Source organism: Herbaspirillum sp. C7C8 (assembly GCF_022627875.1).
Taxonomy (GTDB): Bacteria; Pseudomonadota; Gammaproteobacteria; order Burkholderiales; family Burkholderiaceae_D; genus Herbaspirillum.
Map to the genome: position 1 here is coordinate 35,195 of NZ_JABXGG010000001.1, position 12,427 is coordinate 47,621.

9 protein-coding genes are annotated in these 12,427 nt (G+C 62.9%); 4 read left to right on the forward strand and 5 right to left on the reverse strand.

The genetic code is table 11. The features are described from left to right. Positions 1-27: 27 nt before the first annotated feature. Entirely contained in the window at positions 28-822 is a 795-nt protein-coding gene (locus HWE01_RS00180) for a class I SAM-dependent methyltransferase (protein ID WP_241820782.1), read from the reverse strand. A 62-nt stretch (positions 823-884) separates the two neighbouring features. On the opposite strand from HWE01_RS00180, the gene gloB reads away from it, so the two are divergent. Further along, positions 885-1,679: a hydroxyacylglutathione hydrolase gene (gene gloB / locus HWE01_RS00185; RefSeq protein WP_241820783.1), complete on the forward strand. Its 795-nt coding sequence runs from the start codon at positions 885-887 to the stop codon at positions 1,677-1,679. Between the two features lie 340 nt (positions 1,680-2,019). Next, entirely contained in the window at positions 2,020-3,546 is a 1,527-nt protein-coding gene (locus HWE01_RS00190; RefSeq protein ID WP_008331107.1) for a transglycosylase SLT domain-containing protein, read from the forward strand. 150 nt (positions 3,547-3,696) lie between these two features. On the opposite strand, the gene HWE01_RS00195 is transcribed toward HWE01_RS00190, so the two are convergent. From HWE01_RS00195 to HWE01_RS00210, 4 genes are all read right to left on the reverse strand, one after another. Next, complete coding sequence (locus tag HWE01_RS00195) at positions 3,697-5,286, reverse strand: ABC transporter ATP-binding protein (protein ID WP_241820784.1); 1,590 nt, start codon at positions 5,284-5,286, stop codon at positions 3,697-3,699. Next, the gene (locus tag HWE01_RS00200; protein WP_008331109.1) at positions 5,283-6,329 is read right to left on the reverse strand and encodes an ABC transporter permease; all 1,047 of its coding nucleotides are present in this window, start codon (positions 6,327-6,329) and stop codon (positions 5,283-5,285) included. Before HWE01_RS00200 ends, HWE01_RS00195 begins: the two co-directional genes overlap by 4 nt. Next, positions 6,326-7,396 carry a microcin C ABC transporter permease YejB gene (locus tag HWE01_RS00205; RefSeq protein ID WP_034351175.1) on the reverse strand — a complete coding sequence of 357 codons (1,071 nt, stop codon included), beginning with the start codon at positions 7,394-7,396 and terminating at the stop codon, positions 6,326-6,328. The genes HWE01_RS00200 and HWE01_RS00205 overlap by 4 nt, the downstream gene beginning before the upstream one ends. 70 nt (positions 7,397-7,466) lie before the next feature. Beyond that, positions 7,467-9,293 (reverse strand): extracellular solute-binding protein, encoded by a 1,827-nt coding sequence (locus HWE01_RS00210; protein WP_175343313.1) that lies wholly within the window; start codon positions 9,291-9,293, stop codon positions 7,467-7,469. A 372-nt stretch (positions 9,294-9,665) separates the two neighbouring features. On the opposite strand from HWE01_RS00210, the gene fabI reads away from it, so the two are divergent. Both fabI and HWE01_RS00220 read left to right on the forward strand, forming a co-directional pair. Continuing rightward, positions 9,666-10,448, forward strand: coding sequence for an enoyl-ACP reductase FabI (gene fabI, locus HWE01_RS00215; RefSeq protein ID WP_241820785.1), 783 nt, complete (start codon positions 9,666-9,668; stop codon positions 10,446-10,448). A gap of 389 nt (positions 10,449-10,837) precedes the next feature. Continuing rightward, on the forward strand, positions 10,838-12,364 hold the full coding sequence (locus HWE01_RS00220) for a DEAD/DEAH box helicase (RefSeq protein ID WP_008331120.1): 1,527 nt from the start codon (positions 10,838-10,840) through the stop codon (positions 12,362-12,364). Positions 12,365-12,427: the final 63 nt, after the last annotated feature.

Here is a 12,427-nt window from a genome sequence, read left to right on the forward strand (position 1 = left end):
CCTGATCTCGCCGCAAGGCCCGTAGATTCAGTCGGTCTTGTGGATGCGATTGGTCACCGGCACGCCACGCGGGGCCTTCAGCTTCTGGCGTTGCAACGCCGGGCCGATCAGGCGCATGCCCGGCACCCGCTTGATGGCCTGGACGATGTAAACCGCGCCGAAATACGGCCACCAGCGGTCGCCGGCCTTTTCCATGAAGCCGAAGCGGTCCAGCCATTGCGCGGTCTCGCAGGGCGGAGCGTAGCAGCCGAAGTGGCCGCGATTGACCTCCATGTTCAGCAACTTGAGCCAGTCCTTCAGGCGCGGCAGGCGGATGAATTCACCATCCTGCGGCAGGAAATGCGCACCGGTCAGGCGGCCGGCAGCCTGGCGCATGCCCCACAGGCTGCTGGGATTGAAGCCGCAGATGATGACCTGCCCTTCCGGAATCAAGACCCGCTCCACCTCGCGCAGTACCTGATGCGGCTCGGCGGCAAACTCCAGCACGTGCGGCAGCACCACCAGGTCCAGGCTCTGCGTGGCGAAAGGCAGTTCGCCGAAGTCCGGCGTCACCACCTGCGGGATTTCCAGCTCGGACTGGCCTTCCACCGGCATGCACTTGTCGGCCAGCCAGCGATAGGGCATGCGGTTGGCCTGCAGCGCGTGGATCTGGGGTGAACCGATCTGCACGGCGTTGAAGCCGAAGATGTCCGCCGTCAGGGCATTGAGATGGCGCTGCTCCCACTGGCGCAGATAGTCGCCGATAGGCGTCTGCAACCAGGCGGCCAGGTCTATAATTTCGGCGTTGTTCGCAGTCACTGCAGTGTCAGCCTTGTCAGCCATCTCTTCTTTCGCGCCTCATGACCCAGCCAGCCCAGCCAGCTCAAGCAGATCAGAAAACTTCATTGGACGTCCTGGCCGTACCGGCGTTCGACGACAATTACCTGTGGATCATCCATGACGGCCGCCATGCCGCCGTGGTCGACCCCGGCGACGCGGTCCCCGTCCTGGCCGCATTGCAGGCCGAGGGCCTGACATTGGCCGCTATTCTACTGACTCATCACCATGCTGACCATGTCGGCGGTGTGCTTGAGCTGGCGCGCAGTGCCGTCAGCGACGCCTTCCCGAACATCCCCGTCTATGGCCCGGCGCGCGAGCATTCCCGCATCAAGGGCATGACGATCCCGCTGCACGGGAATGACGAAGTGAAGATTGCTTCCCTGGGCCTGTCGCTGCAGGTCATCGACGTACCCGGCCACACGCTCGGTCACATTGCCTATTACGCGGCAGATCAAGGCCTGCTGTTCTGTGGCGATACGCTTTTTGCAGGAGGATGCGGGCGCCTCTTCGAAGGCACGGCAGCACAGATGGTCCAATCACTGACCAGGCTCGCCAGCCTGCCCGGCGATACACAAGTGTATTGCGCCCATGAGTACACGCTCTCCAATCTGAAGTTCGCTGCCGAGGTCGAGCCCGGCAATGAAGCGCTGACCGCACGGATCCTGCGCGAGCGTGCCAGACGCGAACGCGGGGAGGCGACCGTACCGACCAGCATCGCCCTGGAGCGCGCTACCAACCCCTTCCTGCGCACCGGCGAAAAGGAAATCCTCGAATCGCTGCAAAAGGCAGGTCGTTTGGCGCAGTTGGACGACGTTAGCAGCTTCGCAGCCCTGCGCGAATGGAAAAATACCTACAGATAAGGGGATATTGACAGACGTTCAGGAGCAAATTCCTGCCAAATCAAGGACTTGGCTTTGTAACAGAGGCCAATTTTTGCTTGACTGCCGAAAAGGGTCTTTCGTACACTCCTTCAATTCCCCAAAATGGGCACCAGCGTTTTTACGAAGTTTTACGAACGCTGTCCACTCTGCACCACGCCGGGGAGACTCGCAGCTTCCGACCTTGCATTACCGTCAACCTGCACGCGCCCGTGATCGGACTGATCCGGACTCCGCCGGCAGGAGGTGTCGAGCTTCATCACAGCTCTGCAACGGAAGCGCCGCACGCAAACTTTTGCCTCTGGTACAGGATATCGCCCACATGCAGCGTACTTTGAAACAACTCGCCATTGCCGCCCTGTTCTGCGCTGGTACCCCGCTGCTCTCCCACGCCAACGATATCTCGATCTACCCCGCCCCCTTCAATGCGATCAATCCCGAACTGGCCGGCAATGCCCTGCCGGGGATGAACGACATCGACATCTGGACGCGCATTCGCAAGGGCTTCGGGATTCCCGATCTGGACAATGCCTTGGTGGAGAGCCAGACCCAGTGGTACAGCTCCCGTCCCGACTACATCCAGCGCACCACGGTGCGCGCCTCGCGCTATCTGTTCCACGTCGTGCAGGAGCTGGAAAAGCGCGGCATGCCCACCGAACTGGCGCTGCTGCCCTTCATCGAATCGGCCTTCAATCCGGAGGCACTGTCCACCGCCAAGGCAGCGGGCATGTGGCAGTTCATTCCCTCCACCGGGCGTGACTACAACCTCAAGCAGAACATGTTTACCGACGAGCGCCGCGACGTGCTGGCCTCCACCGATGCCGCGCTGACCTATCTGCAGAAGCTCTATGGCATGTTCGGCGACTGGCAACTGGCGCTGGCAGCCTACAACTGGGGCGAGGGCTCGGTGCAGCGCGCAGTCAACCGCAATCTCGCCGCCGGCCTGCCGATCGACTTCAATACGCTGTCGGCGCAGATGCCCGCCGAGACCCGCAACTACGTACCCAAGCTGCAGGCAGTCAAGAACATCATCGCCAATCCGGCCGCCTACGATATCGCTCTGCCCAAGGTGGACAACCAGCCCTACTTCGTCACCATCGGCAAGACCCGCAATATCGACGTGAAGGTCGCCGCGCAACTGGCTGAACTGTCGGTCGACGAGTTCAAGGCGCTGAACCCGCAGTTCAACCGCCCCGTCATCATCGGTGGCGACGATACCAAGATCCTGCTGCCGGAAAGCAATGCCGAGAAGTTCAAGGCCAACATGTCCAAGTGGACCCAGGCCTTCTCAACCTGGACGGCGCACACCGTCTCCAGCGCCCGCGAACGCATCGAGACCATCGCCAGCAAGTTCGGCACCACTCCCGAAGTCATCCGCAGCGTCAACCAGATCCCGCCGCGCATGGTCTTGAAAGCGGGCTCCACGATTCTGGTGCCCAAGAACGAAGAGACTGCCTCCCTCGATACCGACCTGACCCCGGAAATCGCCGACAACGCCCGCCTGGCCATCGCTCCTGACGTTCCGGAAACCCGCCGCATCTATGTGAAGGCCGGCAAGCGCGACACCCTGGGCGGCATCGCCAGCCGCTACCACGTGAGCGTGGCGCAGATCAAGCAATGGAACGGCTTGAAGCACGACACCCTGGCTGCCGGCCAGAGCCTGCAACTGCACGTGGCCAACGTCGCCGTCCATGCGGCGCCGCGACGCGTTGCCTCCCATCGCGCCGCCCCGGCGCGACGTCAGGTCGCCTCGGCCAAGGCACCGGTGCGCAAGGCGGCCCCGCCGGCCCGCAAGGTGGCCGGCAAGCCGCTGACCCTGGCCTCCGGCAACGGCGCCCGCAAGCAATAATCCGGAGGAAACCGGAGGAGACCCGGGCGGCTCGACCGCCCACTACAAGAAGACGCGCCCCAAGCACGGAAGAAGAAAAACATTGCAGTCTGTATGGACCCGAAGCCCCGGAGCTGATCCGGACTTCGGGTTTTCTTTTTGGCGAGACCTTCAGCGCGCGGCTTCGGCGTAGGTGGCGGCGGCCACCAGGCGGCGCGTGTAGTCCTGCTGCGGATGCTGCAGTACCTGCTCGGCAGGGCCGCTTTCGACTACCTTGCCATCCTTCATCACGATCACCTGGTGCGCCATGGCCTGCACCACGGCCAGGTCGTGGGTGATGAACAGATAGGCCAGGCCATGTCGGCGCTGCAGGTCGGCCAGCAGTTGCAGTACCTGCTGCTGCACGGTCACGTCCAGGGCCGAGGTCGGCTCGTCCAGCAACAGCAGTTCCGGCTGCAACACCAGCGCGCGGGCGATGGCGATACGCTGGCGCTGGCCGCCGGAGAATTCATGCGGATAGCGCTCCAGGGCGGCTGTCGTCAGACCGACCTCTTCCAGCGCGCCGACGATGGCCTGGCGCTGCTGCGCGGGGGTCTTCTCGGGATGGTGCAGGGCCAGGCCTTCGCCGACGATCTGCTCCACCGTGCGACGCGGTGAAAGCGAGGCGAAGGGATCCTGGAACACCACCTGCAGGCGCGAGCGCAAAGGCCGCAGTGCACGGCTGCTGCGCTCGGAAATGGGCTCGCCGTCGAAGCGGATACTGCCACTCACGCTGGCCGCCGACAGCCGCAACAAGGCCATGCCCAGCGTGGACTTGCCGGAGCCGGATTCACCGACGATGCCGATGGTCTCGCCACGACGCAGTTGCAGGTCGATGCCGTCGACAGCATGGAAGGCGCGTTTGGCAAACCAGCCCTGCTTGATGTGATAGGTGCAGCGCAGTTGCTCAGCCTGTAGCACAACAGGCGCCTCGGCCGGCACCTCTGCCGCATTGCGCTGCGGACGGCTCTGCAACAGCTTGCGCGTATAAGGCTGCTGCGGATTGGCGAAGAGCTCGGCGACGCTGGCGCTTTCGACCAGCTTGCCCTTTTCCATCACGCCGACGCGGTCGGCGAAGTGGCGTACCAGGTTCAGGTCGTGCGAAATGATGAGCACGGCCATGTTCTCTTCCCGCTGCAACTGGTTCAGCAAGGCCAGGATCTGTACCTGGATGGTCACATCCAGGGCCGTGGTCGGCTCATCGGCAATGAGGAGCCTGGGCTTGCAGGCCAATGCCATGGCAATCATGGCGCGCTGGCGCTGGCCGCCCGAGAGTTCATGCGGATACGACAGCGCACGCCGCGCCGGTTCGGCAATGCCAGTCTTCTCCAGCAACGCCACGGCGCGTCTGGCCGCATCGCGCGCATGGAGACCCTCGTGCAGCATCAACACCTCGGCGATCTGGTTGCCGATGGTAAAAAGCGGGTTCAGGGCCGTCATCGGCTCCTGGAAGATCATCGCCACATCCTTGCCGCGCACCTGCTGCATCTGGCGCTCGTTCTTCTTCAGCACATCCTGGCCGTCGAGCAGGATACTGCCTTCGTAGCGGGCATCCTGATTGAGCTGCATGACCGCCAGCGACGACACGGTCTTGCCCGAGCCCGATTCCCCCACCAGGGCAAACTTCTCGCCAGGGGACATCGCAAAGCTCACGCGGTCCACCACCACGGTGTCGCCGAAGCGTACCGTCAGATCCTTCACTTCCAGCAGCGGGGCGCTCATGCCTTCCTCCGTACGTCCAGGGCGTTGCGCAGCCCGTTGCCGATATTGGTCAGCAGCAGCAGGGTCACGGTCAGCACCACGAAGGTGGAGACCGCGATCCACCAGGCATCCAGGTTGTTCTTGCCTTGCGCCAGCAGTTCACCCAGGCTGGGGGTGGAGGGCGGCACGCCCAGGCCGAGAAAGTCCAGACTGGTCAGCGCCAGGATGGCGGCGCTCATGCGGAAAGGGAGGAAGGTCACCACCGTCGTCATGCTGTTGGGCAGCACGTGGCGCCAGATGATGAGGCGGTTGGGCAAGCCCATGGCGCGCGCGGCCTGCACGTATTCCAGGTTGCGATTGCGCAGGAAATCGGCGCGCACGTAATCGGACAGGCTCATCCAGCCGAACAGCGACAGCAATACCAGCAGCAGACCCAGGCTGGGCTGGAAGATGGAGGAGAAGATGATCAGCAGGTACAGCTCCGGCATCGATCCCCATATCTCCAGCAGGCGCTGGGTGATGAGGTCGGTGCGTCCGGCAAAGTAACCCTGCAGCGCACCGGCGGCCACGCCCAGCACCACCCCGATGAACGTGAGCGCCATGCCGAACAGCACCGACACGCGGAAGCCATAGAGCAGACGCGCGAACACGTCGCGACCGCGGTCGTCGGTGCCCAGCCAGTTCTCGGCCGAGGGGGCCGCCGGGTTGGGTTCCTTGGCGAAGTAGTTCAGGGTGTTGTAGCCATAGCGGTTCAGTGGATAGATGACCCAGTTGCCGTCCTTGCGGAATTGCTGCTCGATGAAGGGATCGAGGTAGTCGGCGGGCGAGTCGAAGTCGCCGCCAAAATGCCTGTCTGAATAATCTTTCAGTATCGGGAACATCAGCCTGCCCTGGTAGCTGGCCACCAGCGGCTTGTCGTTGGAGATCAGTTCGGCGCCCAGACTCAGTATGAAGAGAAGGGAAAAAATCACCAGGCTCCAGTAGCCGGTGCGGTCCGCGCGAAAACGCAGCCAGATGCGACGGCTGGGCGAGAGGGAGGGGGTGGCGGGCGTAGTCATGCTCATTGCGCCAGGCTTTCGAATTGGACGCGCGGGTCAGCCCACACATAGCAGAGATCGCCCACCAGCTTGACCACCAGGCCGATGAGCGTGAACAGATAGAGCGTACCCATGACCACCGGATAGTCACGCCGGATCGCCGATTCATAGGCCAGGAGCCCCATGCCGTCCAGCGAGAACAGCGTTTCGATCAGCAGGCTGCCGGCGAAGAAAGAGGCGATGAAGGCCGAGGGAAAACCGGTTACCAGCGGAATGAGTGCATTGCGAAACACGTGCTTGTACAGCACCTTGCGCTCTGACAAGCCCTTGGCGCGGGCGGTCAGCACGTATTGCTTGCGGATCTCTTCGAGGAAGGTGTTACGGGTCAGCATGGTGATGACGGCGAAGGCGCCGATGACCGAGGCCGTTACCGGCAAGGTGATGTGCCACAGGTAATCGGTGATCTTGCCCATGAAGGAGAGGCTGGCCCAGTTGTCCGAGGTCAGGCCGCGCAGCGGGAACCACTGCACGAAGCTGCCGCCGGCAAACAGCACCAGCAGGAACACCCCCAGCACGAAACCGGGAATGGAATAGCCGACCAGCACCAGCCCGGTGGTGGCGGTATCGAAACGGCTGCCCTCGCGCACCGCCTTGGCGATGCCCAGCGGCACCGAGATCAGGTAGCTCAGCAGGAAGGTCCACAGCCCGATGCTGATGGAGACCGGGAGCTTGGATTTGACCAGGGTCCAGACATCGCCGTGGTGGTAGAAGCTCTTGCCGAGGTCGAAGGTCAGGAAACCCTTGAGCATGATCCAGAAACGCTCGACCGGCGGCTTGTCGAAGCCGTAGAGCTGCTTGATCTCGGCGATGCGCTGCTCGTCGATGCCCTGCCGTCCGCGATAGGCCGAGGCACCGCTGGCGGCGCCGCCACCGGAGGCTTCACCGCCACCGCCGCGCCCCTTCATCTCCAGCATGGCCTGTTCCACCGGACCGCCGGGGACGAACTGGATCACCGCGAAGGTGATGGCCACCACACCGAAGAGCGTGGGAATCATCAACAGCACCCGCTTCAAAATATAGGACCAGATATTCATGCCTGCCACCATCCTCGTTCGTGCCCGCCGCACCGGATGCGGGCCTTGGTCTTTTCATTCATTTTTTGCCTCACCGCGCCTTTTCCTCCCACCAGGTGCTGATCACATAGGGATCGGCCTGGTAGTAGAGCGGCGCCACCGCCGGGATACCGAAACGGTTGCGGTAGGCGATGCGATGCGTGGAGGAATACCAGTGCGGCACCACGATGTACTTGTGCAGCAACACACGGTCGAGCGCGCGGGCAGCCGCAGTCAACCTGGCGCGGGTATCGGCGGCCACCACGGTCTGCACCAGCTGGTCCACCACCGGGTCCTTGAGCCCCCAGGCATTGTTGGAACCCTTTTCGTCAGCGGCCCTGGAGCTGAACATGTCGAACAGTTCGTTGCCGGGGCTGCTGGTATCGGGAAAGCGCACGCTGGTCATGTCGAAATCGAAGTCTTCCATGCGCTTGGCCACCAGCGCATAGTCGGCACTGCGTTGGACCACGTCGATGCCCAGCGTACGCAGGTTGCGGGCGAATACGCTGATGACGCGCGACATCGAACTCTGGTCATCGAGGATCTCGAAGGACAGCGGCACACCCTGGGCATTGCGTACCGCGCCATCGCGATAGACCCAGCCGGCCTGGGCCAACAGCGCGCGGGCCTGGCGCAGGTTGGCGCGCAAGGAAGACGGCGGGTCGGTCGAGGGCGGAACCGGCGCCGGTCCGAAGACCGCAGGATCAAGCTTGAAGCCCTTGGCCTGCAAGGACTTCAGCAGGGCCAGCTCATCGCCTTGCGGCTCCCCCGTGGCGGCCAGCTGGCTGTTGTTGAAGAACGAGTAGATACGCTTGTACTGGCCGTAAAACAGCTGACGGTTCATCCATTCATAATCCAGCGCCAGCCCGATGGCCTGGCGCACGCGTACATCCTTGAACTGGTCGCGCCGCAGGTTCATCACGAAGCCCTGCATGCCGGCGCCGTTGGAATGCCTGAATTCCTTCTTGATGATGCGACCATCGCGGAACTGCGGGCCGGTATAGCTGCGCGCCCAGTTCTTGGCGCTGTATTCCACGACCACGTCAAATTCGCCGGCCTTGAAGGCTTCCAGCCGCGCCAGGTCATCCTTGTAGAAGCGGTAGACGATGCGCTCGAAGTTGAACATGCCGCGTCGGGCCGCGACGTCCTTGCCCCAGTAATCCGGGTTGCGTTTGTAGATGATGCTGCGACCGGTATCGTAGCTCTCGATCAGATAGGGGCCGGTGCTGATGGGCGGGGTCAGCTGGATCTGGTCGAAGGGCGTGCCCTGTGCCCATTTCCTTGAGAACACCGGTACGCTGGAGACGATCAGCGGCAACTCGTGGTTCTTGCTGGCGAAGTCAAAGCGCACGGTGGCGGCATCGACCACCACGCAGCCCTTGACATCGGCGAAGACCGACTTGTACTGGGGCGCGCCCTTGGCGATGAGGGTGTCGAAGGAGTATTTCACATCCTCGGCAGTGACCTTGTCGCCATTGTTGAAACGCGCCTTGGGGTTCAAGTGGAAGGTCATCGACATGCGGTCCGGGGCCAGCTTCATGTCGTCGGCCAGCAGGCCATAGACGGTGGCGACTTCGTCGGAAGAGGACACGGCCAGGCTCTCGAACATCAGCTGGTCCAGGCCAGCGGCGGCCACGCCCTTCATCGACATGGGATTGAACTTGTCGAAACTGGTGCGACGGTCCGGATTGGCCAGGTACAAGGTGCCGCGCCGGGGCGCATCCGGATTGACGTAGTCGAAATGAGTAAAGCCGGGCCCGTACTTGGGCGTGTCATACAGTGAAAAGGCGGGCTCGGCGAATGCCAGGGTGCCATGGGCCAGGGCGGCGGCCAGCAGGCAGGAGAGAAAAATCTTGGCTGTCTTCAGGGGCGGGACCATGCGGTTGTCTGTCTGCACTCTCGTGGGCTGTGATGTCTCGGGGGCAAGCAAGTCCCGCGCCTGATGGGCTCCGGCCGAATGCCAGCAGCCTGGGGGACGGGATCAGGAAACGATTTCCGTGTCGGGGCATTGTAAAGAGAGCGGCGATTACAGGGAAGCAATTAAAGCAACTTGACGAATGCTGCTTGGCTTGCCGCGTCACGCCCTGCCGGTGCCGCAAAGGTTGCCGCGCCTGCCGCAAGCCCCTACAATCCGGGTCTGTCCCATCCCGGCCGCCGCCGCTGCGCGGCGCCGCTATCATTTACCGACCGCGCCACGCCTGCTTCTGCCCCGCAGAAACACGCAATACGCGGCGGACCCTACGGAGTCAACATGGCATTTCTGCAAGGCAAAAAAATCCTGATCACCGGCTTGCTGTCCAACCGTTCCATCGCCTACGGCATCGCCCAGGCGTGCAAGCGCGAAGGTGCTGAACTGGCCTTCACCTATGTGGGTGAGCGCTTCAAGGACCGCATCACCAAGTTCGCCGAGGAATTCGACAGCAAGCTGATTTTCGACTGCGACGTCGGCAGCGATGAGCAGATCAATGCCCTGTTCGCCGACCTGGGCCAGTCCTGGAGCCAGCTCGACGGCCTGGTGCACGCCATCGGCTTCGCCCCCTCCGAAGCGATTGCCGGCGACTTCCTGGAAGGTTTCTCGCGTGAAGGTTTCAAGATCGCCCACGACATCTCCGCCTACAGCTTCCCGGCCATGGCCAAGGCTGCCATGCCGCTGCTGTCCTCCAACGCCGCCCTGCTGACCCTGACCTACCTGGGTTCGGAGCGTGTGGTACCCAACTACAACACCATGGGCCTGGCCAAGGCCTCGCTGGAAGCCTCGGTGCGCTACCTGGCCGAATCGCTGGGCCCCAAGGGCGTGCGCGTCAATGGCGTCTCGGCCGGCCCCATCAAGACCCTGGCTGCCAGCGGCATCAAGGGCTTCGGCAAGATCCTCGGGGCGGTTGCCGCTACCGCCCCGCTGCGCCGCAACGTCACCATCGAAGATGTCGGCAATGCCTCGGCCTTCCTGCTCTCCGACCTGGCCTCGGGCATCACCGGCGAAATCACCTATGTGGATGGTGGCTTCTCCCGCGTCGTGGGTGGAATGGCAGAATAATCAAGCACCGCCCACAATAAAGAGACAGTTTCTCGAAATAGCTTCGTGCCAATTTCGATGTTTTAGGGTATGATTCGCCTTGTGCATTGCAATAACCAATGCACAGGCGAATCGGACGTGAAATCTGTTCTGCAGTGTTTCCAGCCGTATTTGTCCAAGCAGCTTCGCAAGCCTTACCTGTCATTACGACAAGTTCCCAGTAAAAGCCCCCCGCCCCTGGCATCCCTTGATGATGCCGTCCCGGCGCAAAGCTTTTGTGCCGAAATTTCTTTGTATTTTTCATAGTCATTTCGTCGGTTGGCGTTGCTTTTTTTCGTTCAGGCACTCGATGCCCGGCGCGCTCGCGTGCGCCCGTCTCGTGCCTGGCGTTCACTTTCACGAAAGAGATTATGACTTTTGAAGCACTCGGCCTGAACCCTTCGATCATCAAAGCCCTGACCGAAGCAGGCTACACCTCCCCGACCCCGGTGCAGGAAAAGGCCATCCCCGCCGCCATCAGCGGCCAGGATCTGCTGGTGTCCTCGCAGACCGGCTCGGGCAAGACCGCCGCTTTCATGCTGCCGTCGCTGCACCAGCTGGCAGACCTGCCGCAGGCGCCGCAAGCAGCCCGTACCCCCAACCAGGAACGCCAGGCCAGCCGTGCCCGTGGCGAGCGTCCGCGTTACCAGCCGGCACAGCCGAAGATGCTGGTGCTGACCCCGACCCGCGAACTGGCCCTGCAAGTGACCACCGCCACTGACAAGTACGGTGCCTACATGCGCCGTGTGCGCGTGGTGTCCATCCTGGGCGGCATGCCTTATCCGAAGCAGATGCAGCTGCTGTCGCGCAACCCGGAAATCCTGGTGGCGACCCCGGGCCGTCTGATCGACCATATGGAGTCGGGCAAGATCGACTTCTCGCAACTGCAGATCCTGGTGCTGGACGAAGCCGACCGCATGCTGGACATGGGCTTCATCGACGACATCGAAAAGATCGTCGCCGCGACCCCGGCCACCCGCCAGACCATGCTGTTCTCGGCCACGCTTGACGGCGTCGTGGGCAACATGGCCAAGCGCATCACCAACAACCCGCTGACCATCCAGATCGCTAGCTCGTCGACCCGTCATGAAAACATCATGCAGCGCGTGCACTTCGTGGATGACCTGTCGCACAAGAACCGCCTGCTGGATCATCTGCTGCGCGACACCAGCATCGACCAGGCCGTGATCTTCACCGCCACCAAGCGTGACGCCGACACCATCGCCGATCGCCTCAACATCGCCGGTTTCGCTGCTGCCGCACTGCATGGCGACATGCACCAGGGCGCCCGCAACCGTACCCTGAACAGCCTGCGCCGCGGCCAGGTGCGCATGCTGGTGGCCACCGACGTGGCCGCGCGCGGCATCGACGTGCCGGGCATCACCCACGTGTTCAACTACGACCTGCCCAAGTTCGCTGAAGACTACGTGCACCGCATCGGCCGTACCGGCCGTGCCGGCCGCAATGGCGTGGCGATCTCGCTGGTCAATCACGCCGAAGGCATGCAGGTCAAGCGCATCGAGCGCTTCACCAAGCAGACCATTCCGGTGGATGTGGTCGAAGGTTTCGAGCCGAAGAAGTCGGCTGCGCCGCGCAGCCCGCGCAAGCCGGGTGGCTGGCGTCCGGGTGATGGCCGCAGCAACAGCGGCCCGCGCTTCGGCGCCGGCAACCGCGAAGGCGGTGGTCATCGCGAGGGCGGTTTCGGTGGCAACCGTGAAGGTGGTTTTGGCGGCAATCGTGAAGGCGGCTTCGGTGGCAACCGCGAAGGCCGCAGCTTCGGCGGCGCCAAGCCGGCCGGCAACGGCCCGCGTCGCGAAGGTGGCGGCGGTGGTGGCTACAAGGGCAATGGCGGCGGCTTCCGCGCCGACGGCCCGCGCCGCTCCTACGGCGATCGCTGATCGCTGCAAGCTGTCCTGATGTTGAAAAGCCGCTTCCTTGGAAGCGGCTTTTTCTTTGGTGCG

Excerpts from the sequence above, each read along its gene's own strand:
- HWE01_RS00180 (WP_241820782.1), bottom strand. The coding sequence starts at position 822 with ATGGCTGACAAGGCTGACACTGCAGTGACTGCGAACAACGCCGAAATT.
- HWE01_RS00190 (WP_008331107.1), top strand. The coding sequence starts at position 2,020 with ATGCAGCGTACTTTGAAACAACTCGCCATTGCCGCCCTGTTCTGCGCT.
- HWE01_RS00195 (WP_241820784.1), bottom strand. The coding sequence starts at position 5,286 with ATGAGCGCCCCGCTGCTGGAAGTGAAGGATCTGACGGTACGCTTCGGC.
- HWE01_RS00200 (WP_008331109.1), bottom strand. The coding sequence starts at position 6,329 with ATGAGCATGACTACGCCCGCCACCCCCTCCCTCTCGCCCAGCCGTCGC.
- HWE01_RS00205 (WP_034351175.1), bottom strand. The coding sequence starts at position 7,396 with ATGAATATCTGGTCCTATATTTTGAAGCGGGTGCTGTTGATGATTCCC.
- HWE01_RS00210 (WP_175343313.1), bottom strand. The coding sequence starts at position 9,293 with ATGGTCCCGCCCCTGAAGACAGCCAAGATTTTTCTCTCCTGCCTGCTG.
- fabI (WP_241820785.1), top strand. The coding sequence starts at position 9,666 with ATGGCATTTCTGCAAGGCAAAAAAATCCTGATCACCGGCTTGCTGTCC.
- HWE01_RS00220 (WP_008331120.1), top strand. The coding sequence starts at position 10,838 with ATGACTTTTGAAGCACTCGGCCTGAACCCTTCGATCATCAAAGCCCTG.